General features: G+C 63.7%; 21 protein-coding genes. 13 read left to right on the top strand and 8 right to left on the bottom strand.

Features of this window, described 5'->3' with window-relative positions; translation table 11 throughout:
- Positions 1 to 12: 12 nt before the first annotated feature.
- A complete protein-coding gene (xdhA, locus tag AWB76_RS24800; RefSeq protein WP_061162780.1) occupies positions 13 to 1,536 on the bottom strand; it encodes a xanthine dehydrogenase small subunit in 1,524 nt (507 codons plus the stop codon).
- Positions 1,537 to 1,874: 338 nt separating this feature from the next.
- Between xdhA and AWB76_RS24805 the strand changes: the two genes are divergently transcribed.
- The 5 genes from AWB76_RS24805 to AWB76_RS24825 all read left to right on the top strand — a co-directional run bounded on the left by AWB76_RS24805 (position 1,875) and on the right by AWB76_RS24825 (position 7,218).
- Positions 1,875 to 3,089, top strand: a complete 1,215-nt coding sequence (locus AWB76_RS24805) for an MFS transporter (protein WP_061162781.1) — start codon at positions 1,875 to 1,877, stop codon at positions 3,087 to 3,089.
- Positions 3,086 to 3,331, top strand: coding sequence for a hypothetical protein (locus tag AWB76_RS24810; RefSeq protein ID WP_157696206.1), 246 nt, complete (start codon positions 3,086 to 3,088; stop codon positions 3,329 to 3,331). Before AWB76_RS24805 ends, AWB76_RS24810 begins: the two co-directional genes overlap by 4 nt.
- Before the next feature lie 183 nt (positions 3,332 to 3,514).
- On the top strand, positions 3,515 to 4,261 hold the full coding sequence (locus tag AWB76_RS24815) for a GntR family transcriptional regulator (RefSeq protein ID WP_061162783.1): 747 nt from the start codon (positions 3,515 to 3,517) through the stop codon (positions 4,259 to 4,261).
- A 10-nt stretch (positions 4,262 to 4,271) separates the two neighbouring features.
- Positions 4,272 to 5,705, top strand: coding sequence for a multidrug transporter subunit MdtD (gene mdtD / locus AWB76_RS24820; protein ID WP_061162784.1), 1,434 nt, complete (start codon positions 4,272 to 4,274; stop codon positions 5,703 to 5,705).
- Positions 5,706 to 5,946: 241 nt separating this feature from the next.
- Positions 5,947 to 7,218, top strand: coding sequence for an EAL domain-containing protein (locus AWB76_RS24825; RefSeq protein ID WP_061162785.1), 1,272 nt, complete (start codon positions 5,947 to 5,949; stop codon positions 7,216 to 7,218).
- A 2-nt stretch (positions 7,219 to 7,220) separates the two neighbouring features.
- Here AWB76_RS24825 and AWB76_RS41690 read toward each other — a convergent pair whose 3' ends face one another.
- From AWB76_RS41690 to xseA, 4 genes are all read right to left on the bottom strand, one after another.
- A complete protein-coding gene (locus AWB76_RS41690; protein ID WP_167357784.1) occupies positions 7,221 to 7,373 on the bottom strand; it encodes a hypothetical protein in 153 nt (50 codons plus the stop codon).
- 62 nt (positions 7,374 to 7,435) lie between these two features.
- Positions 7,436 to 8,572, bottom strand: a complete 1,137-nt coding sequence (locus tag AWB76_RS24830) for an acyltransferase family protein (RefSeq protein WP_061162786.1) — start codon at positions 8,570 to 8,572, stop codon at positions 7,436 to 7,438.
- 183 nt (positions 8,573 to 8,755) lie between these two features.
- Complete coding sequence (gene sodB / locus AWB76_RS24835; protein WP_061162787.1) at positions 8,756 to 9,337, bottom strand: superoxide dismutase [Fe]; 582 nt, start codon at positions 9,335 to 9,337, stop codon at positions 8,756 to 8,758.
- A gap of 209 nt (positions 9,338 to 9,546) precedes the next feature.
- Complete coding sequence (gene xseA, locus AWB76_RS24840; RefSeq protein WP_061162788.1) at positions 9,547 to 10,914, bottom strand: exodeoxyribonuclease VII large subunit; 1,368 nt, start codon at positions 10,912 to 10,914, stop codon at positions 9,547 to 9,549.
- Positions 10,915 to 11,407: 493 nt separating this feature from the next.
- Between xseA and lpxK the strand changes: the two genes are divergently transcribed.
- The 5 genes from lpxK (at position 11,408) to AWB76_RS24865 (ending at position 15,322) form a co-directional block, all read left to right on the top strand.
- Complete coding sequence (gene lpxK, locus AWB76_RS24845) at positions 11,408 to 12,424, top strand: tetraacyldisaccharide 4'-kinase (protein ID WP_061162789.1); 1,017 nt, start codon at positions 11,408 to 11,410, stop codon at positions 12,422 to 12,424.
- On the top strand, positions 12,405 to 12,611 hold the full coding sequence (locus AWB76_RS24850) for a Trm112 family protein (RefSeq protein WP_016346147.1): 207 nt from the start codon (positions 12,405 to 12,407) through the stop codon (positions 12,609 to 12,611). Before lpxK ends, AWB76_RS24850 begins: the two co-directional genes overlap by 20 nt.
- A 10-nt stretch (positions 12,612 to 12,621) precedes the next feature.
- Entirely contained in the window at positions 12,622 to 13,413 is a 792-nt protein-coding gene (kdsB, locus tag AWB76_RS24855) for a 3-deoxy-manno-octulosonate cytidylyltransferase (RefSeq protein ID WP_061162790.1), read from the top strand.
- Positions 13,414 to 13,700: 287 nt separating this feature from the next.
- Positions 13,701 to 14,366, top strand: coding sequence for an adenylate kinase (gene adk / locus AWB76_RS24860; protein WP_061162791.1), 666 nt, complete (start codon positions 13,701 to 13,703; stop codon positions 14,364 to 14,366).
- 197 nt (positions 14,367 to 14,563) lie between these two features.
- Positions 14,564 to 15,322, top strand: coding sequence for a 3-hydroxyacyl-CoA dehydrogenase (locus AWB76_RS24865; protein WP_061162792.1), 759 nt, complete (start codon positions 14,564 to 14,566; stop codon positions 15,320 to 15,322).
- Positions 15,323 to 15,372: 50 nt separating this feature from the next.
- Here the strand turns inward: AWB76_RS24865 and AWB76_RS24870 are convergent, their stop codons facing one another.
- The gene (locus AWB76_RS24870; RefSeq protein WP_061162793.1) at positions 15,373 to 16,215 is read right to left on the bottom strand and encodes a SirB1 family protein; all 843 of its coding nucleotides are present in this window, start codon (positions 16,213 to 16,215) and stop codon (positions 15,373 to 15,375) included.
- Positions 16,215 to 17,765, bottom strand: a complete 1,551-nt coding sequence (gene murJ / locus AWB76_RS24875) for a murein biosynthesis integral membrane protein MurJ (RefSeq protein WP_061162794.1) — start codon at positions 17,763 to 17,765, stop codon at positions 16,215 to 16,217. The genes AWB76_RS24870 and murJ overlap by 1 nt, the downstream gene beginning before the upstream one ends.
- Positions 17,766 to 18,142: 377 nt before the next feature.
- Here murJ and rpsT point away from each other — a divergent pair, with 377 nt between their 5' ends.
- Positions 18,143 to 18,421, top strand: coding sequence for a 30S ribosomal protein S20 (rpsT, locus tag AWB76_RS24880; RefSeq protein WP_008342733.1), 279 nt, complete (start codon positions 18,143 to 18,145; stop codon positions 18,419 to 18,421).
- A 173-nt stretch (positions 18,422 to 18,594) separates the two neighbouring features.
- Here the strand turns inward: rpsT and AWB76_RS24885 are convergent, their stop codons facing one another.
- Positions 18,595 to 18,945, bottom strand: a complete 351-nt coding sequence (locus AWB76_RS24885) for a DUF3579 domain-containing protein (protein WP_061162795.1) — start codon at positions 18,943 to 18,945, stop codon at positions 18,595 to 18,597.
- Between the two features lie 536 nt (positions 18,946 to 19,481).
- On the opposite strand from AWB76_RS24885, the gene argF reads away from it, so the two are divergent.
- Entirely contained in the window at positions 19,482 to 20,411 is a 930-nt protein-coding gene (argF, locus tag AWB76_RS24890; RefSeq protein ID WP_061162796.1) for an ornithine carbamoyltransferase, read from the top strand.
- 163 nt (positions 20,412 to 20,574) lie between these two features.
- The gene (locus tag AWB76_RS24895; RefSeq protein WP_061162797.1) at positions 20,575 to 21,804 is read left to right on the top strand and encodes an argininosuccinate synthase; all 1,230 of its coding nucleotides are present in this window, start codon (positions 20,575 to 20,577) and stop codon (positions 21,802 to 21,804) included.
- The last annotated feature ends 9 nt before the right edge of the window (positions 21,805 to 21,813 follow it).

Raw genomic sequence — 21,813 nt, forward strand, 5'->3', positions numbered from 1 at the left:
TCTCCTTACCGCTTACTTCGCTTCGACGAGTTCGATTGCGCGCACATCCAGCTTCGACTTGTCCAGCGGATCGTGCGGACGCGTCTCCAGCCAGAAGCGATACAGCAGGCTCTTTGCAGTGTCGAGGCGGTAGTCGCTGCTCGCGCGCATGTCGGTGAGCGGCTGGTAGTCCTTGGAGAGCGCGATCATCGCGGCCTGCGCGGTGGCTTCGTGCCATTGCGCATCGTTGAGAATGGCTTCGGCGCTGGCGGCGCGTTTCGGCGTCGCCGCCATGCCGCCGTAGGCGAGGCGCGGCTCGCGGATCGTGTCGCCATCGGCGATGAAACTGAACGCGGCGTACACGGCGGAAATATCGGAGTCGAAGCGCTTGCTGAGCTTGTACGCGCGGAATTGCATATTGGCGCGCTTGCCGGTGCGCGTCGGCACGCGGATCGCGGCGACGAACTCGTTCTCGCGCATGTCCTTCTTCTGATACGCGATGTACAAATCTTCGAGCGCCATCTCGCGCAAGCCGTCGACGCTTTGCAGCACGACGCGCGCATTCAACGCGATGAGACCGGGCATCGAATCGCCGATCGGCGAGCCGTTCGCGACGTTGCCGCCGAGCGTGCCCGCATTGCGGATCGGCAGCGACGCGAAACGCAGACGCGTTTCCTCGAGCTCCGGATAGATCTTCACGAGCTCGTCGTACGCGCGCTCGACCGACACGCCCGCGCCGATTTCGATCCATTCATCCGTCGTCTCGACATGTTTGAACGACTCGATCTGCCCGACATAGACGATATCGCCCAGATCGCGCAACTGCTTCGTCACCCACAAACCGACGTCCGTGCTGCCCGCGAGAATCCGCACATTCGGATTCTTGTCCTTGATCGCGGCGAGCGCCTCGGTGGTGCGTGGCGCGTCGAACTGGCGGCCGGCGTGCTCGTAGTGGAAGGTGTCGTCGCGCTTCAGGCTGTCGAGCGTGCGCGCGAGCGCCGGCACGTTGACGGGCGCGAGCGGCGCGTGGTCGAACATCTGCTCGGCGGCATCGATGATCGGCCGATAACCCGTGCAGCGGCACAGATTGCCCGTCAGCGCGTCGCTGATTTCCTGACGCGACGGCTTCGTCTTGTCGCACGCGCCCGCGCAGCCGGTCGTCGCATGACCGTGCTTTTCATAGAGCGCGAACATCGACATCGCAAAGCCCGGCGTGCAGAAGCCGCACTGCGAGCCGTGACAGTCGACGAGCGCCTGCTGCACCGGATGCAGCGTGCCGTCCGGCTGGCGCAGATCCTCGACGGTGAAGAGCGCGCGGCCGTCGAGCGTCGGCAGGAACTGCACGCACGCGTTCACGGCCTTGAACGCGACGCCGCCCGCGCCGTCCGGCTCGCCGATGACGACCGTGCACGCGCCGCAGTCGCCTTCCGCGCAGCCTTCCTTGGTGCCGGTGCAGCGCGCGTCTTCGCGCAGGTATTGCAGGACGGTGCGCGTCGTCGACGCGCCGCTCACTTCCTGGATCGCATTACGGTGATAGAAGCGGATGGGCTGGGTCATGGATGTCTCGGGGCTCTTCGATGCTGTTCTGCTGGTTGCGCGGGATGCACAGCCGGTGGCATTCGCGACTTCGGGGGACGTTTTCAGCTTAGTCCTGTCGCTTCGATGGTTCAAAAGCTATCACCACCAAAATCCATAACCCATAGTTGGCATGGCATGAACGACATATTCTTCGTCCGATATGTGCTGCAAGCCTTATCCAGCAAGGCTCCCGGCGATACCTTCCGATCGTTCGGATCGGTCTTTTGTCCTAGCTGGTTACAAAACGAGCGCGACGCTGCACCGCAACATATGGGACAATCACGCCTTCGCGCCGAATTCAACCCCGCAATTTCCCTATGTCCACCGAGTCCCGCACCAGGCCGCAAGGCGATTTCGCAGTCACGCTGCGGATTCTGCCCGTCGTGCTGTACACGTTTCTCTGTTACCTGACGATCGGCATTCCGCTGGCGGTGCTGCCGGGTTTCGTGCACACGGATCTCGGCTACGGCTCGGTGATGGCGGGCGCGGCGATCAGCGTCCAGTATCTCGCGACCCTGATGTCGCGGCCGCTCGCGGGCCGCACCGCCGACACGCTCGGTCCCAAGAAAACGGTGTTGTACGGTCTCGCGGCGTGCGCGGCGAGCGGCGTGCTGCTGTTCGCATCGGCGCTCGCCGCGCAATGGCATGTCGTGAGTCTCGTGCTGCTGGTGATCGCGCGGCTCGTGCTCGGTTTCGGCGAAAGCTGGGTCGGTACGGGGTCGATCACGTGGGGCATCGGGCGCGTCGGCGTGACCAACAACGCGAAGGTGATTTCGTGGAACGGCATCGCCACGTATGGCGCGCTGGCGATCGGCGCGCCGCTCGGCGTGGCGATCGATCATTCGATCGGCTTCGCATCGCTCGGACTGATCGTGATCGCGCTCGGCGGCTTCGGCTACTGGCTCGCGACGCGCATGGCAAGCGTGCCCATCGTGCATGGCGAGCGCATGTCGTATCGGAGCGTGTTCTTCCGCGTGCTGCCGCATGGACTGGGACTCGCGCTCGGATCGGTGGGATTCGGCTCCATCGCGACCTTCATCACGCTCTACTACGCCGCGCACAACTGGCCGAACGCCGCGCTTTCGCTCACCGTGTTCGGCACGATGTTCATCGGCGCGCGGTTGCTGTTCGCCAATACGATCAAGGCGTATGGCGGTTTCCGTGTGGCGATCGTGTCGTTCGCGTTCGAATGCGCGGGCTTGCTGATGCTGTGGCTCGCCGCCGAGCCGACTTTTGCGCTTGCTGGCGCGGCGCTGACGGGCTTCGGATTCGCGCTGGTGTTTCCGGCGCTTGGCGTCGAGGCGGTCGGGCTCGTGCCGCCGGCCAGCCGCGGCGCGGCGCTTTCCGCGTATTCGGTGTTTCTCGATTTGTCGCTCGGTTTGACCGGGCCGCTTGCGGGGTATATCGCGGGCGAGCTGGGGTATGGGTCGGTGTTTCTGTTCGCCGCGCTGGCGGCTGCCGCGGCGGTGGCGTTGTCGGTCGCGCTCTATATGCGCGGCGGGCGCGGGGTCGGCGGGCCGGCTACGGCTTGAGGCTTTCGGTATCAGACACCCCCGTCGCCGTGCGAATCGGACGACTTTCGGACATCGAAACATTGAAAAATCAACAGCTTGGCAAACTGACCGAGCGTGGAGCACTGCTCGGCGCTTTCGTGGGCGCGGCGAGCTTCGGAAACGCGGCTTCACTCAAGCAGATCCGCGACGAATATCTACCGATCGCCATCGGCTCGCTGCTCGCCATCGCGCTGTATGTCCTGACGAACGCCTCACGATGACACGCGTGGGCGATGCCCTGCTCGTGTGTTCGATGAAATAGCGTCAGGACCACAAGGCCCTGTCTTCATGCACGGCGCCGGACATGCCGATCATCCAAAAAACAGGCCCGGCACAGGCCGCGCGCCGAACGAACGCCCCTCGCATGTCTTAAAATCGCCGCTTGGCCCATCAGCGTCCGCTTTATGAACTCGACCTCGGAAGACCGTTGGCGCGACTTGCGTCCGGACCCGGACAGCGACACACCGCTTTATCTGCAACTCGCCCGCAAGCTCGCCAACGCCATCCACGACAATCGCTGGAACGCCGGCGAAGCGCTGCCCTCCGAGCGCGTGTTGTCGGAGGCGCTCGGCGTGTCGCGGATCACGTCGCGCAAGGCGATCGCGCTGCTCGTCGAGCAAGGGCTCATCCGCCGCGAACAGGGCGCGGGCAGCTTCATCACGCCGCGCTACGAAGATCCGCTCTCGCGTCTTTCAAGCTTCTCCGAGATGCTCCGGCGCCGCGGCTTCAAGCCCAGCTCCACGTGGCTCTCGCGCACCATCGAACCGGCCAATCGCGAGGAGGTCATCCAGCTCGGCCTCTCGCCCGCCGCCACCGTCACGCGCCTCAAACGCCTGCGTCTCGCCGATGACATCGTCATGGCCGTCGAGAATTCCACCTTCCCCGCGTCGTGCATCCCCGATCCGCAGAGCATCGGCGATTCGCTCTACAGCTATCTCGACACGCGCGGGCTGTCCATCGTGCGCGCGCTTCAGCATTTCCGCGCAGTGAACGCAAGCCCCGAGATCGCCGCGCAGATGGGCATCGCGCCGCACGATGCGCTTCTGCTCATCACGCGCGTCGGCTATACCGCCGATCAACGCGCGATCGAACTCACCGACACCTACTGCCGCAACGACTACTACGACTTCGTCGCCGAGCTGCGAAAGTAACCTCCGCCCAATGACCGACACCGCCCCAGCCCAGACGTCCGACCGATCGCTCTCCATCATGCTGTGGCTCGTCGCCACGGGCTTCTTCATGCAGACGCTCGATTCGACGATCGTCAACACCGCGCTCCCCGCGATGGCGCGAAGCCTGGGCGAAGCGCCGCTGCGCATGCAGGGCGTCGTGATCGCCTACTCGCTCACGATGGCCATGATGATCCCCGTCTCCGGATGGCTCGCCGACAAGCTCGGCACGAAACGCGTGTTCTTCAGCGCGATCCTCGTGTTCACCATCGGTTCGCTGCTCTGCGCGAACGCGCAGTCGCTGACGGCGCTCGTCGCGTATCGCGTCGTGCAGGGCATCGGCGGCGCGATGCTGCTGCCCGTCGGACGTCTCGCCGTGCTGCGCGTCTTTCCCGCCGAACGCTACCTGTCGGCGCTCGCGTTCGTCGCGATTCCAGGGCTGATCGGCCCGCTCATCGGCCCGACGCTCGGCGGCTGGCTCGTGCAGATCGCTTCGTGGCACTGGATCTTTCTGATCAACGTGCCGGTCGGCGTGATCGGCTGCATCGCGACGAATCTGTACATGCCCGATAGCCGCAATCCCGCGACCGCGCGCTTCGATCTCGCCGGCTATCTGCTGCTTGCCGTCGGCATGGTCGCCCTCACGATTTCCCTCGACGGCCTCGCCGATCTCGGCCTCGCGCACGCCATCGTGATCGTGCTGCTCGTGCTCTCCTTCGGCTGCTTCGTCGCCTACGGTCTGCACGCGACACGCGTCGCGCAGCCGATCTTCTCGCTCGATCTCTTCAAGATCCACACGTTCAGCGTCGGCCTGCTCGGCAATCTCTTCGCGCGCATCGGCAGCGGTGCGATGCCTTATCTGATTCCGCTCTTGCTGCAAGTGAGTCTCGGCTACACGCCGTTTCAGGCCGGCATGATGATGCTGCCCGTCGCGGCGGCGGGCATGGCGTCCAAGCGCGTCGTCACGCGTCTCATCGAAAAGCATGGGTATCGGCGCGTGCTGGTCGTGAACACGGTGCTCGTCGGCTTGCTGATGGCGAGCTTCGGGCTGGCGAGCGCGCATCAGCCGCTCTGGCTGCGGCTCGCGCAGCTCGCCGTCTTCGGCGCCGTCAATTCGATGCAGTTCACCGCGATGAACACGCTCACGCTCAAAGATCTCGGCACCGGCGGCGCGAGCAGCGGCAACAGCCTGTTCTCGCTCGTGCAGATGCTGTCGATGAGCCTCGGCGTGACCGTCGCGGGCGCGATTCTGTCGACGTTCACGGGGCTTCTGCCGCACGTCACCGAGACGAACTCGCTGCCGGCGTTCCACGCGACGTTTCTTTGCGTCGGCATCATCACGGCGGCGACGGCGTGGATCTTCGGCCAGCTCGCGCCGGAAGTGCGCGCGGTGCACAGAAAGCCCGATCCGTCCGAATCGAACTGACGCCGCGCGTGGCGTGATCGCGCGGTTACGCACCGCGTCGGTGCCCGCACGCACGTTTGCACGGCGTGCGCTCCCGCGTCTGCGGCATGCGATCTCCAATCCGCACACGAATAGCCGCACCCGGCCGCCCTCCAATGCGCCGAAGCCCGCTTGGATATTGAATTTGCACGCTTTTTGCTCGAACGGCTGGGTGCCATCCGGTAAACTATCTCAATAAAGTCACTCCCCTGCGCCCGACACCATGAGCATGGTTGATCTCGACCCTCCCCGCTTCCAGCCGCCGCGCCCCGTTGCCGGCGACGATGGATCGCGTCGCACCGTGCTGTACGGCGAGTACACCGTTTTCAGCGTGTTCCAGCCGGTGTTTTCGGTTTCGCACCGGCGCGCGATCGGCTATCACGCGTCCTTGCGTGCGCGCGACGATGCGCATCGTCACATTCCGTCGCATGAGGTGTTCACGCAGGCCGCGCGGCGTGGCGATCTGCTCGAACTCGGCCGGCTCGCGGAATCGCTGCATCTGGGCAACTTCAACGCGTTCGACAGTCACGACGAATGGCTCTTCCTGAGCCTGCATCCCGCCGCGCTCATGGATACGAGCTACGGCGATGCGCTCCTCGCGTCGCTGAAGGACATCGGGCTGCCGCCGCAGCGCGTCGTGCTCGAAGTGCCCGAGCAGGCGGGCGGCGAGACGACGCGCTTCGCCGAGATCGTCGATTCGCTGCGCAAGTCGGGCTTTCTGATTGCGCTGGACGGCTTCGGCGTGAAGCATTCGAACATTGATCGCGTGTGGCATCTGCGGCCTGATATCGTGACGCTCGACCGCTGCATCCTTCAGCAGGCGACCGAGCATTCGCATATCGAACGTGTGTTGCCGCGTCTCGTGTCGCTGCTCCACGAATCCGGCCAGCTCGTCCTGATGGGCGGTCTCGCGACCGAACGCGATGCGCTCATCGCGCTGGAATGCAACGTCGATTTCGTGCAGGGCGCGTACTTCGCGCAGCCGAGCGTCGAATCGGTGCACAGCGAAGTCGCCGCGGGCGTGATGGATGCGTTGTCGGCGGCATCGCGCGAACGCGTCGCGGCGCGCGAGCGTGCGCAAGTCACGCGTCTCCAACCGTATGTGAGCGGGCTCGAGCGCGCCGCAGTCAAGCTGATGGAAGGGGAAACGCTCGTCACCGCGACGAGCGAACTGCTGCAACTCGCCGACACCGCGCGCTGCTTTCTGCTCGATCAGGCCGGACGGCAGATCGGCGACAACGTGGTGCCGATCGTGCGCACGTCGCAGCGCGCGAAGCGCTTCAGCCCGCTGCTGCATTCGGAGGGCGCGAGCTGGGAGCGCCGGCCGTACTTCATCGAGGCGCTGCGCGCGCCGGGACGCATGCATCTGACGGCGCCGTATCTGTCGATCAACGAGGCGCACCTGTGCGTGACGGCATCGATCGCCGCGCAGACGCCTTACGGCTTGCAGGTGCTGTGCGTCGACATCAACTGGGAAGGCGCCCGGCAGCGATAGTGCTACGCGCCTTCGCCCGAGTCCGGGCGCAGCAGGTCGAAGCCGGCGAGCGCGAGCACGCCGGACAGCACGATGAGCGAAGCGGAATGGCGGCCGAAATAGAGCAATGCGGCCGCCGACCACGCCGTGAGGCAGAGGACGGCGAAGCGTTTCATGACGGTGATGCGATCGGGCAAATCGGCATTTTAGGCGCGCATCCCGATCCGCGCAGCGACGCTTATGGTCGCGCGCCCATCGCCGCCCTGCTGCGTTGTTTGGTCCGCGTCAGAGATCGGCCGAGTCGAATCGACGGCTTTTCGACCGCGTAATATCCCGCGATGCTGACCGGCAGAATCAGCATGGCCGCAATCACCAGCGACATGCCGCGATACGTCTCGCCGAAATAATGCAGGACGCCTAGCAAAACGATGCAGTGCAGGAGATACAGGCTGAAGGAAATCTGGCCTAGAAAAATTAATGGCCGCGCAGTCAAAATGGCAGCGAACGGCTTGAGTGAAATCGCCAGAATCAGAATGCCGGCCACGGCGGGAAGAACGAACCAGTCGTCGGCAAAACTGCGCACGACGTCGTTGGATACGACATGGTGATTCATCGCGCCGACGAGGCCATACAGCGCGAGGCAAATCATCAGCGCTCCGACAAGCGACCTTGGCGCGAACGTGGCGAGCTTGGCCGTAATCACCACGCGATATCGGGCGATGAGCGCGCCGAGGACGAACATCGAGATGTAATGGAGGGTCGGCATCCATTCGCCCTGAATGCTCGCGTCCATGAGCGGCTTTTGCAAATGGTGATAATAGCCAAACGCCGCCAGCGAAAGACCGCCGCTCAGCGCGATGGAAAACCACGGCGGCATGGCAAAAACCACGACGACGAGAATCGGGAAAATCAGCGAAATTCGCATCTCGTAGACCAGCGACCAAAGCACCGGGTCCAGCGTGCTATTGCTGAATGGAATCAGAAAATAAAGGTGATTCAGCAGATCTTGCCGAGTCATTCCTGCGTGCCATGCCTGATTGACCCATTCTCCGGTCCATGACAGGTTCGACCGATAAAAGATGCAATACGCGGCGTAGGCCGCCAGCACCGCGATCAGATAGGGAATGTAAATCCGGCAGACGCGCTTGACCACGAATTCGGCGAAACCCGGCTTGCTGTCGCCCGTGATTTGCATGGCCAGGGCAAAACCACTCAGCGCAAAAAACAGAATGACGGCGGAATGTCCTTCCGTGAATATGCGCCAGGGAACGTGCTGCATCCACCGTGTCGGCGTGATCTGCGAATAATGGCTGAATACGACCGTCACAGCGGCAATACCGCGCAGCGAATCGAGTTGGTGATAGCGTGTCGTCATTGCTTCTCGCGTCTTTTGGTGGCATAGCCAACATGGAAATCGGAAGCCGATTCGGCGACCAGGATTTCGTTAGACTGAGCGAGACTTCGACGTTCCCGAAAACCGCGCGATATTAACCGGATTCAACGCATACCAACGAAAAAAGCCCTCTTGCGAGGGCTTTCATTTTGCTGAATCAGCGAATCAGGCACCGAAGTTCTTCGATGCAAAATCCCAGTTCACGATATTCCAGTAAGCCTCGATGAACTTCGGACGCGCATTGCGATAGTCGATGTAATAAGCATGCTCCCACACGTCGATGGTCAGGAGCGCCTTCGCGTCCGTCGTCAGCGGCGTGGCGGCATTGCTCGTCGAGACGATATCGACGGTGCCGTCCGTCTTCTTCACGAGCCACGTCCAGCCCGAACCGAACGTGCCGGTCGCGACCTTGGCGAATTCTTCCTTGAACTTGTCGTAGGAACCGTACTTGGCGTTGATCGCGTCAGCCAGCGCGCCGGCCGGTGCGCCGCCGCCGTTCGGCGACAGGCTGTTCCAGAAGAACGTGTGATTCCAGACTTGCGCCGAGTTGTTGAAGACGCCGCCCGACGACTTCTTCACGATTTCTTCCAGCGACAGGTTTTCGAACTCGGTGCCGGGGATCAGCTTGTTCAGGTTCGTCACATAGGTCTGGTGGTGCTTGCCATAGTGATACTCGAGCGTTTCTTCCGACATGTGCGGAGCGAGCGCGTTCTTGTCGAACGGCAGCGGCGGGAGCGTATGTTCCATGATGCGAGCTTCCTTTCTATGTGGATTGTGGGAGTGTGAGGCGTTCAGCAGTGGAGCACTGGATTGTAGGCGAGTTGGGATAACCCAGCAAACCGTGTGCCCTTTATGAGCAAGATTGCTTTCCAATGGCCTCAAGCGGCGTAAAAAGTGCTCGGGCGAGCAACTTCATGCACGTCAAATCTACGCCGATTCCACCCGCCGCGGCGCGCTCAGAATTCGTCTGACAGACGCGTCTGGACATCGGCGAGCAGCACGTCGGCCGATCCCTCGGCGAGATGGACGGTGAGCGGCCGCTTCGGTTTCAGCGCGTTAGGCGCGCGCACGGCGCGGCCGGTTTGCGCGTCGATCAACGCCGCATAACCGCGCTCCAGTGTGCGCTGCGGACTGAGCACCTGCAAGCGCGCAGCCAGTTCCGAAACGCACGCTTTCTCCCGTTCCGCGCGCCGCGCGTGCGCACTGCCGATGCGCTGCGCGAGCCTCGACAGATGCTCTCGTTCGACGTCGATATTCGGACGCTTGCGCTGCCAGCGATACTGCACGAGCGCGAAGTGCGCACGCGCGTCACGCACGGGCCGCGCGCCCGCCGCGGCGAGCCGGCTCGCCAGTTGCCGCAGGTGCGTGCGCTGCCGCGCGAGCCGCTCCGCCGGACTCACGAGCCGGCGCGCGAGCCAGTCGAGTTGTTGCGCGCGCCGCTCCATGATGCGGCCGAAGCCGCGCGCGAGCGCCGCATGCCGATGATCGAGCTCACGCAACAACAGCACGCGCTGCGGACTGACCAGCTCGGCGGCGGCGGTGGGCGTCGGCGCGCGCACGTCGGCGGCGAAATCGGCGATGGTGAAATCCGTTTCGTGACCGACGCCGCTCACCACCGGCAACGCGCTCTCCGCGATCGCGCGTGCCAGCACTTCCTCGTTGAACGCCCACAGATCTTCGATGGAACCGCCGCCGCGGCACACGATCAGCACATCGACTTCGCGCCGCGCGTTCGCGGCTTCGACCATCGCCGCGAGCTTCGCGCCGACGCCCGCGCCCTGCACCGGCGCCGGATACACGACGACCGGCACATGCGGCGCACGGCGCGCGAGCGTCGTGAGCACGTCGCGCAACGCGGCGGCCTGCAACGACGTCACGATGCCGATGCCGCGCGGATGCGCCGGCAACGCGCGCTTGCGCTCCGCCGCGAAGAGCCCCTCGCTTTCGAGCTGCGCCTTCAGCCGCAAAAACGCCTCGTAAAGCCGGCCCTGCCCCGTGCGGCGCACCGCTTCGACGTTGAGCTGCAGTTCGCCGCGCGGCTCGTACATCGTGACGAGTGCGCGCACTTCGATCTTGTCGCCCTCGCGCGGGGTGAATTCGGCGTACTGCGCACGGCCGCGGAACATCACGCAGCGCATCTGCGCGTTCGCGTCCTTGATCGAAAAGTACCAGTGGCCGCTCGCCGCGCGCGTGAAATTCGACACTTCGCCCGACACCCAGACGAGCGGAAACGACCGCTCGAGCATCGAGCTGATCGCGCGGTTGAGCACGGAAACGGGGATGACGGCATCGCCGCTTTGCGACGGCAGTGAATCGGGAGTCATGGCTGGACGGGAAAAATACGTGCGGCGCGGCCGCGTGTCCGATGGACAAACGCCGCTGAACGAGGTACGCAAGTGTAACAAGTGTCCACACAGAAAGACTTACCGCGTCGAGGGACGGAGCATCGCCAGAGCCCGTTGAGTTCGTTCCAAGGCACTGATTGCAAAGGGTTTTATTTCGATGAACACTGTTGTTCCCGGAGCAACTCTTTCCTGACGCGGAAATGCCGTACGCGATCTGCAAGTTCTTCACAGAGTTATCCACAGGCGAAACGGATCGCGGGCCGTCTCGCTTCACACGCGCTCGCGACTGGCGCGCACGGCCCGCGCGCGCTAGAGTGCCGGGTCCAGCACCGGCTGGCGCGGTCGCTTTTGCTGTCTCCGACCCGCCGATCGCCGGGCGTCGTCCAACGCCAACCGTTATCCGAGGAGCTGCCGTTGCACGCCATGCCGTACCCGACTTGCCGCCCGCCAGCATTGCGCGCGAAGGCCGTCCATGTCTGATTTCAAGCCGCCGATCGAAAACTTCCTCGCCCGCGAATGGCGCCGGCGCGGTCCCGTCGCGTGGGCGCTGACGCCCTTCGCCTGCATCTTCGGCGCGATCGCCGCCACGCGCCGCGCGTTCTTCGAGCTCGGCTGGATGAAGCGCGTCGACGTGGGCGCGCCCGTGGTCGTCGTGGGCAATGTAACTGTCGGCGGAACGGGCAAGACGCCGACCGTCATCGCGCTCGTCGAGGCGTTGCGGGCCGCCGGGTTTCAGCCGGGCGTGATCTCGCGCGGCTACGGCGCGAAGGTCGCGAAGCCGACGAGCGTCACCGCCACATCCACCGCCGCGCAGGTCGGCGACGAGCCGCTGCTGATCGCGCGGCGCACGCACGCGCCGGTGTTCGTGTGCCCGGATCGCGTCGCGGCGGCCAAGGCGTTGCTCGAAGCGCATCCGAACGTCGATGTCCTCGTGTCCGACGACGGCCTGCAGCACTATCGCCTCGCGCGCGCGTTCGAGCTCGTCGTGTTCGACGGCCGGCTCGGCGGCAACGGCTTCCTGCTGCCCGCGGGCCCGTTGCGCGAACCGATGTCGCGCCGCCGCGATGCGACGCTCATCAACAGTCCCTACGAGCGCACGCTGCCGCCGTGGCCGAACACGTTCGCGCTCGAACTCGAATCCGGCGACGCCTGGCTGCTCGACGATCCGCACCAGCGCCGTCCGCTCGATCAGTTCGCCGGCGAAAAAGTGGTCGCGGCGGCGGGCATCGGTTCGCCCGAACGCTTTTTCGCGACGCTGCGCGCAGCGGGCATCGCGCCGGCGACGCGCGCGTTTCCCGATCACTATTCGTATCGCGAGAATCCGTTCGCGGGCGTCGACGCCGATGCCATCCTGATCACCGAAAAGGATGCAGTAAAATTGGGTGCCTGGCGCGACGCACGCATCTGGGTCGTTCCGGTGCAAGCCGTGCTGAGACCGCGCCTCATCGCTCTTGTTGTGGAGAAACTCCGTGGACGCACGTCTGCTTGAAATCCTCGTTTGCCCGATCTGCAAAGGCCCGCTCAGTTACGATCGCGCCGCGCAGGAACTCGTCTGCAGCGCGGACAAACTCGCCTACCCGATCCGCGACGGCATTCCCGTCATGCTCGTCGACGAAGCGCGCCAGACGGTGGAAGGCACGCCCGTCGAGCCGCTCAAACCCGCCGGCGACGCCTGAGCACGCTGTCATGTCCGTTCCGTTCATCGCGGTCATTCCCGCGCGCCTCGCGTCCACTCGCCTGCCGAACAAACCGCTCGCCGATATCGGCGGCAAGCCGATGGTCGTGCGCGTCGCCGAGCGCGCGCGCGAATCCGGCGCGAGCCAGGTGCTCGTCGCGACCGATTCCGACCGCGTGGTCGAGGCCGCGCGCGATCACGGCATCGAAGTGATGCTCACGCGTTCGGATCATCCGACCGGCACGGACCGGCTCGCCGAAGTGGCGACGCGCCTGAACTGGAGCGACGACGCCATCGTCGTCAACGTGCAGGGCGACGAGCCGCTCATCGATCCGCAGCTCGTGCGCGATGTCGCCGCCCTTCTCGCGGCGCGTCCCGAATGCGCGATCGCGACCGCCGCGCATCCCATTCACGATCCGGCGGACGTCTTCAATCCGAACGTCGTGAAGGCCGTGCTCGATGCCCAAAGCCGCGCGCTCTATTTCTCGCGCGCGCCGATTCCCTGGACGCGCGATCTCTGGCAGCCGCACTGGCCGGACGTGGCCGCGCTCGGCAATCTGCCGGCCGTGCCGGAGAACGTGCTGCGCCATATCGGGCTGTATGCCTATCGCGCGAAATTCCTGCGCGACTTCCCGAATCTCGCTCAGGCGCCGATCGAAGTCGCCGAAGCGCTCGAGCAATTGCGCGCGCTGTGGCACGGCGAACGCATCGCGGTTCGCGTGACGCAGGATGCGCCGCCGCCCGGCGTCGACACACCCGCCGATCTCGCGCGCGTCCAGACGCTTTTCTCCAAAGCCGGCTGAATCCCGCAGCACAACCCGTGTAAACCCCGCCGACGCCCACGCGGCGGGGTTTGTGGCGTTTTCTATCCGCGTTATTACGGTCGCAATCGTAAAGCGCCGTGGCATAATCAAGCGATTGCGCGAGCCTTCCGGTCAGCGCCACGCTCAACGTTGCGCCGCTGTCCGCAAGTGCCCGCCGTCTCCTTTCGGCTGCGCGCCCTGTCGTCGACGCCGCACGAGCCTGGCTGCCGGATGTCAAATCAGCCTCGCGGCTTGAAGCGGTTTATAGACGATTCGGAGAGATCACCATGCGTTTGATCCTGTTGGGCGCACCCGGTGCGGGCAAGGGCACCCAGGCAAACTTCATCAAGGAGAAATTCGGCATTCCGCAGATTTCGACCGGCGACATGCTGCGCGCGGCCGTCAAGGCGGGCTCGCCGCTCGGCGTCGAGGCGAAGCGCTTCATGGACGCGGGCGAGCTGGTGCCGGATTCGCTCATCATCAATCTCGTGAAGGAACGCCTGCTGGCCGACGACTGCAAGAACGGCTATCTGTTCGACGGCTTCCCGCGCACGTTGCCGCAAGCCGAAGCCATGAAGGACGCGGGCGTCGCCATCGACTACGTGCTCGAAATCGACGTGCCCTTCGACGAGATCATTACGCGTATGAGCGGCCGTCGCGTGCATGCGGCATCGGGTCGCACGTATCACGTCAAGTTCAATCCGCCGAAGGTCGACATGACCGACGACGTCACCGGCGAGCCGCTGATCCAGCGCGACGACGACAAGGAAGAGACGGTCAAGAAGCGTCTCGACGTGTACGTTGCGCAGACCAAGCCGCTGATCGCGTATTACAACGACTGGGCGAAGAGCGGCGCTGCGCCGAACGGCCTGAAAGCGCCGGAGTATCGCAAGATCTCGGGCCTCGGCGTCGTCGATGAAATCCGTACGCGCGTGTTCGACGCGCTGAAGTAGCACGCCGCCTGACTCGCGTTCGACGAAACCCGCTCCCCGTGAGCGGGTTTTTTTGTGCCCGTGAAAGCGCATAACCGTCGTGCGAATTTGCAGGGTGCGGCTTCGCTACAATCGACGCGTTTCCCACGAGGAATGACATCGGCGCGAGCATTTTTACCCCTGCTCGCGCGCAAGAATCACATAAAAGGAGAAGAGACATGGAGATGCAAGGCAACGTCGTTCTGATCACCGGCGGCGCGTCGGGCCTCGGCGCGGCGACGGCGCGGCTCGTCGCGGCGCACGGCGGCAAGGCCGTGCTCGCCGACATGAACGAAGCCGCGGGCGAGGCGCTCGCGAAAGAATTGTCCGGCGCGTTCGTCAAATGCGACGTGAGCCAGGAAAGCGACGGCCAACGCGCCATCGATACCGCGCTGGGCCTCGGCACCCTGCGCGGCCTCGTGAATTGCGCGGGCATCGCACCGGCGGCGAAGACGGTCGGACGCGACGGCCCGCACGCGCTCGATCTCTTCTCGAAGGTGATTTCGGTGAATCTCATCGGCACCTTCAACATGATCCGGCTCGCAGCCAACGTGATGTCGAAGAACGAAGCGAACGCGGCGGGCGAGCGCGGCGTGATCGTGAACACGGCGTCGGTGGCGGCGTATGACGGGCAGATGGGCCAGGCGGCCTATGCGGCGTCGAAGAGCGGTGTGGCGGGCATGACGTTGCCGATCGCGCGCGATCTGAGCAGGAGCGGCATCCGCGTGATGACGATCGCCCCTGGCCTCTTCGAAACGCCGATGCTGCTCGGCATGCCGAAGGAAGTGCAGGACGCGCTCGGCGCGATGGTGCCGTTCCCGCCGCGCCTCGGCAAGCCCGACGAATACGCGATGCTCGTCAAGCAGATCTTCGACAACCCGATGCTCAACGGCGAAGTGATCCGCCTCGACGGCGCGATCCGCATGCAACCGAAATGACGCGCCACATGTGAAAACGGCGGGCTTCGTTCGAAGTCCGCCGTTTTTGTTTAGTCGCCTTGCTGCGTGCGTTGCCGTAACTCGTGCAGTTCGGTTTCGACGACCGTTGCGTCCTCGGCATCCGGACGAATCTCGATGTATCGCTGCAAATCTTCCAGCGCCGGACGCAGATAATCGAGCCGCGCATACGCGAAGCCGCGGTCGCGCACTTCCTCGATGCTGTTCGGCAGCGCGATCACGAGCCGCTGCTGCACGGCGAGCAGACGCTGCCAGCGCTCCGTCTGCAGATAGATGCCCTTCAGATTGCGCAGCATGCGCGCGACGATCTCGCGCCGCGTCGCGGGCTGCAACAGCACGCGCAACGCACTGCCGATCGATTCGCCCACGCGCTGCACATACGGCTCCAGCATTTCGACCATCTGCGCTTCGGAGAGCGTCTGACCGGTCGTCGGATCGAGCATCAGATCGTGGCCGGGCGTGGCGACGCGCAACAGGAAATGCCCCGGAAACGACACGCCGCGCACCGGCACGCCGAGTTGCTCGGCCATTTCCAGATAGATCACCGCGAGCGAGATCGGAATGCCGCGCCGGCGCCGCAGCACGACGTTCAGATGGCTGTTGTCGGGATCGTAGTAGTCGTTGAGATTGCTGGAGAAACCCAGCTCGCGAAAGAAATAACGATTGAGCGCATCGACTTTTTGCTTCGCGTCGGCTTCGTCGGGTATGCGGCGGCGGGCGCGCACGACGAGTTCGTCGATCTCCGCGAGGGCCGCCTGCATGTCGAGATCGGGATACGCATCCTGTGCGAGCGACAACGCCGCCTCCGTGAGCGGAAGGCTCTCGTCGTCCGCCATCAGGGAAGAGAAGTAGTCGAGGATGCGCGTTGTCGTCATCAAAGCGTGCGTCTCTTGAAATAGGCGTATTTGAAGCCCATTGCCGCAAGAATACCGAAATATAGCGCGGCAAACACGACGAGACTTGCACCGAGCAACGCGATGCGCAGGAACGGCGTCGCACGCATGCCGATCCAGTCGAAGTTGGCCGCAACCCAATGCATCGTGCCCGCAAGAATCAGGCACGCCCCGATGAGTTGCACGAAAAAGCGCAGCCAGCCCGGCGAAGGCTGATAAATCTTGCGGCGGCGCAGTCCGGCGAACAACAGCAGCGCGTTGGCGAGCGCGCCGAGACCGATGGAGAGCGTGAGGCCCGCGTGTGAAAAGATCGGCACGAAGACGTAGTTGCTTACCTGCGTCATGATCAGCACGAAGACCGCGATCTTCACCGGCGTCTTGATGTCCTGCTTCGCGTAGAAACCCGGCGCAAGAATCTTGATGAGAATGAGGCCGATCAGCCCGATCCCGTACGCCGACAACGCGCGGCCGACCATCACAACCGAATGGTTGTCGAACTTGCCGTAGTGAAAGAGCGTTGCGGTGAGCGGCTCGGCGAAGAAGAACAGCGCGATCGCGCTCGGCGCGGCCAGCAGGAACGTGATGCGCAGGCCCCAGTCGAGCAGCGCGGAATATTCGTCGTGATTGGCGTCGACGTGCGCTTTCGAGAGGCTCGGCAGGAGAATCGTGCCGAGCGCCGCGCCGAGCAGCGCGGTCGGGAATTCCATCAGCCGGTCGGCGTAGTTGATCCACGACACCGCGCCCGCCCCGATATTCGACGCGATATTCGTATTGATGATGAGGCTCAGTTGCCCGACCGACACCGCGAACATCGCCGGGACCATCTTCAGCAGCACGCGCTTGACGCCCGGATGCGCGAGCGCGCGGCGGAAGTTCAGCCCGATGCTCGGCGTCATGTCGATCTTCTTCAGGCCGGGCAGCTGCACGAGCAATTGCAGCACGCCGCCGACGATGACCGCATACGCGAGCGCATAGACCGGAATTTTCATATGCGGCGCCACGAACACCGCCGCCGCAATGAACGACACGTTCAGCAGCACGGGCGCGAACGCGGGCAGCGAGAACTGCTTGTACGTGTTGAGCACGCCCGAGGCGAGCGTCGTCATCGAAATAAGGACGATGTACGGGAACATGATGCGCGTCATCGAGACGGCGAGACCGTACGCCGCGCCCTCGTGCGAGAGGCCCGACGCGACCGCGTACACGACCCAGCTCGCGCCCAGCATGCCGGCGAGCGACAGCACGACGAGGAACCACGTGAGCACCGTCGACATCGCGTCGACGAGGGCTTTGGTCGGATCGTGGCCCTTGCTGTTCTTGAATTCGGCGAGGATGGGCACGAACGCCTGCGCGAACGCGCCTTCCGCGGAGAGACGCCGCAGCAGATTGGGGATTCGGAACGCGACGTAGAACGCGTCGGTATAGATACTGGCGCCGAAGGCTCGGGCGATCAGCGTCTCGCGGATCAGGCCGGTCACGCGCGACAGCAGCGTGAAGCCGCTGACCGTCAGCAGGGCTCGGAATAGATTCATGGGGCGCTTATTATACGGGCCGCGTGCTGCGCGCCCACCAGACTCGGCTGATTGCTGGCGGGCAACGCCGCATATTTGACTGATTGCATCAAATCGGCCCGCACCGGCGCGACCAACGCGGCGCTTGTCACGTCTCATATTCCCTTGCTATAATCGCGGGTTTCGAAGCTCCAAAATTCCATTGTCTTAATGGATTTGAGCAGCTTCGCGTCTTTTCCGGCTCCGGCCGGCGATGTTTTAGAGGTTCTCGGGCAATCGTTCCCGGGATTTCAGATCAAAGGCAGCGCGCCCGAACGCCCGCGTCAGGGCTTTTCAAAGCCTTCGCCGGCCGCGCGCTCCGGACAAGTAACAGCTGAAACAGGAAAAAGGAAACCGTCATGGCAAATTCCGCACAAGCTCGCAAGCGCGCCCGTCAGGCCGCCAAAGCCAACTCGCACAACTCGGCGCTGCGCTCGAAGTTCCGCACGGCCATCAAGGCAGTTCGCAAGGCTATCGAAGCCGGCGATCAGGCCAAGGCCGCCGAAGTGTTCAAGACGTCGGTCAAGACGCTCGACATCATCGCGGACAAGAAGATCGTCCACAAGAACAAGGCAGCTCGTCACAAGAGCCGCCTGGCTGCAGCCATCAAGGGCCTGCAAGCCCCCGCTGCCCAGTAATTCCGGCTCGCTTCTGGCGGGCGCACTCCGGTTTTCGCGAGTCTCGCGTTTCCGTGCGTTCGTCGAAGCAGCTTCCTGTTTCCGCTGCGCAGTAACGAAAAAGCCCGCTTCGGCGGGCTTTTTTGCGTCTGGTGCTTTTGCGTTTCGCGCGCGTTTCGCGCGCGTTTCGCGCTTTAGGCAGCGTCGGGATTGGGCGCGCCCTGCGTCTGCGTGCCGTGATGCGGCGGCAGTTCGCACGCCTCGGTCACGACGAGATCATTGTCTTTCGCAAAGTTCAGGACGAAGTCGAACGCCATCGGTTCGATGTCGCGCAGGCGCGAATCCACGATCACGACCTTGATGTCGCCGATGATCGTCGGACGAACGTAAATGGAATATTGGAGACGGGCGTTGGGCCCTTTCGCCTTGGGTCCGAAGCCGGACATCACGCCGGCGAGACGCTCGGACCAGTCACTCGGCCGAAACTTCCTTCCGCTCTTGGTGATGCCTTGAATAAAGTACTCGGTAGGGGATGATTCAGCCATGTAGCAATACCTTTTGACGGCCGGTGACGCGCACCGGAACGCACATGCCTGACGCAGGGAACCGCAGGAGCCGGCTGGCGAAATGCGCCGGGCGGTTTTGCGCGGGCCGATTCTGTCGGAACCGTTCGCGCCCGCGACAGGAATGGCGGACTCGACAGCACTGAGCAATACACCGCGGAATCGGAACGCGCAAAATCACCGACCGGACTCTTGCGAATCCTTCGTCGTTGATGCGCGTGAAACGGTGCTGAATGTTGCAGAACTGTTGAAACGAGCGACCGCAATTATACAGCAGCGACCTCTTTTCCGCAGCGCACACAGTCATGGTGTGTGTCCATCAGGGGCAATCCGCATCCGGCTCAAATCCCGCTCGAATCCGGCGGACGGGCCTCAGCGCGCGGCATCGTCCTTTTGGCCAGCCTCGTCAAACATCCTAAAATCCTTTATGCTCAAAAGTGATACCACTCCCGACGGCGGCGCCGTCCGGCCTCGACGCTCACGCGCGGCGGCCGGTTCGAAGCCGCCGCTTGCGTTTCATGACCGCCAAGAAAATTCGCCACTATCTTCAGTTCAAGGATTTTTCCCTCGACGACTATGAGTACGTGCTCGAACGCGCGCGCATTCTGAAGCGCAAATTCAAGAACTACGAGACCTATCATCCGCTGCACGACCGCACGCTCGCGATGATCTTCGAGAAGAGCTCGACGCGCACGCGTCTCTCGTTCGAAGCGGGCATCTTTCAGCTCGGCGGCCACGCGGTGTTCATGAACACGCGCGACACGCAGCTCGGCCGCGGCGAGCCGATCGAGGATTCGGCGCAGGTCATCTCGCGCATGGTCGACATCATCATGATCCGCACGTTCGGCCAGGACATCATCCGGCGCTTTGCCGAAAGCTCGCGCGTGCCGGTCATCAACGGGCTGACCAACGAATATCACCCTTGCCAGGTGCTCGCGGACATCTTCACGTTTTACGAGCATCGCGGTCCGATCTCGGGCAAGACCGTTGCGTGGGTCGGCGACGCGAACAACATGCTCTACACGTGGATCGAAGCGGCGCAGATTCTCGGCTTCAAGTTGCGCCTGTCGACGCCGCTCGGCTACAAGCTCGATCCGGCGCTGGTCGCCGAGGAAAGCAAGCCGTTCTTCGAGGAGTTCGACGATCCGAACGAGGCCTGCGCGGGCGCCGATCTCGTCACGACGGACGTCTGGACCAGCATGGGCTACGAGGCCGAGAACGAAGCGCGCATGAAGGCGTTCGCCGACTATTGCGTCGATGCCGACATGATGGCGCGCGCCCATCCCGATGCGCTTTTCATGCACTGCCTGCCCGCGCATCGCGGCGAGGAAGTGAGCGCGGAAGTCATCGACGGGCCGCAGAGCGTCGTCTGGGACGAAGCGGAGAACCGTCTGCACGTTCAGAAGGCGCTGATGGAGTATCTCCTGCTCGGTAAGCTCAATCACTGAGCGAATCCGCGCTGTCGACCCGCCGCGTATCCCGAATTTACGGATACGCGGCCGTTTAATGTCAGAATAGTGGTTTTTCCGCGCACTTCATGCCCGTCGCGCGCCCGGCGGACGCGAAGCGGCGCACAACCGCCGCACCGGCTTTTCCGCACACGAGTTCACCATGAGCGATATCAAGAAAGTCGTGCTCGCCTATTCGGGCGGTCTCGACACCTCCGTCATCCTGAAATGGTTGCAGGACAACTACGACGCCGAAGTCGTGACCTTCACCGCCGACATCGGTCAGGGCGAGGAACTGGAGCCCGCGCGCAAGAAGGCGCTTCAGCTCGGCATCAAGCAGGACAACATCTTCATCGAAGATCTGCGTGAAGAGTTCGTCCGCGATTTCGTGTTCCCGATGTTCCGCGCGAACACCATCTACGAAGGCGAGTATCTGCTCGGCACGTCGATCGCGCGTCCGCTGATCGCGAAGCGCCAGATCGAGATCGCGCGCGCGACCGGCGCGCAGGCCGTCTCGCACGGTGCGACCGGCAAGGGCAACGATCAGGTCCGCTTCGAACTCGGCTATTACTCGCTCGAACCCGGCATCAAGGTGATCGCGCCGTGGCGCGAATGGGATCTGCTCTCGCGCGAAAAGCTGCTCGCGTACGCGGAAAAGGCCGGCATTCCGATCGAAATGAAGCACAAGCAAGGCGGCGCGCCCTACTCGATGGACGCGAACCTGCTGCACATCTCGTTCGAAGGCCGCCATCTGGAAGACCCGAAGGCCGAGGCGGAAGCCGACATGTGGCGCTGGACCGTGTCGCCGGAGGAGGCGCCGGATCAGGCGGAATACGTCGATATCGAATTCGAGAAGGGCGACCCGGTCGCGCTGAACGGCAAGCGCCTGTCGCCGGCTGAGATGCTGACCGAGCTGAACCGTCTGGGCGGCAAGCACGGCATCGGCCGTCTGGATCTGGTCGAGAACCGTTACGTCGGCATGAAATCGCGCGGCTGCTATGAAACGCCGGGCGGCACGATCATGCTGAAGGCGCACCGCGGCATCGAGTCGATCACGCTCGATCGCGAAGTGGCGCACCTGAAGGACGATCTGATGCCGCGTTACGCGTCGCTGATCTATAACGGCTACTGGTGGAGCCCGGAGCGCCGCGCGCTGCAAGTGCTGATCGACCACACGCAGGAAAAGGTCAACGGCTGGGTGCGTGTGAAGCTCTACAAGGGCGGCGTGTCGGTCGTCGCGCGCGATTCGAAGGAAACGCTGTTCGACAAGACCATCGCAACCTTCGACGACGACGGCGGCGCCTACAACCAGGCCGACGCCGGCGGCTTCATCAAGCTGAACGCGCTGCGCATGCGCATCGCCGAAAACGCACGCCGCCAGCGCGGATCGTAATTCGCGCGT

Origin of the sequence: Caballeronia temeraria, assembly GCF_001544795.2 — a bacterium.
Classification (GTDB): Bacteria; Pseudomonadota; Gammaproteobacteria; order Burkholderiales; family Burkholderiaceae; genus Caballeronia; species Caballeronia temeraria.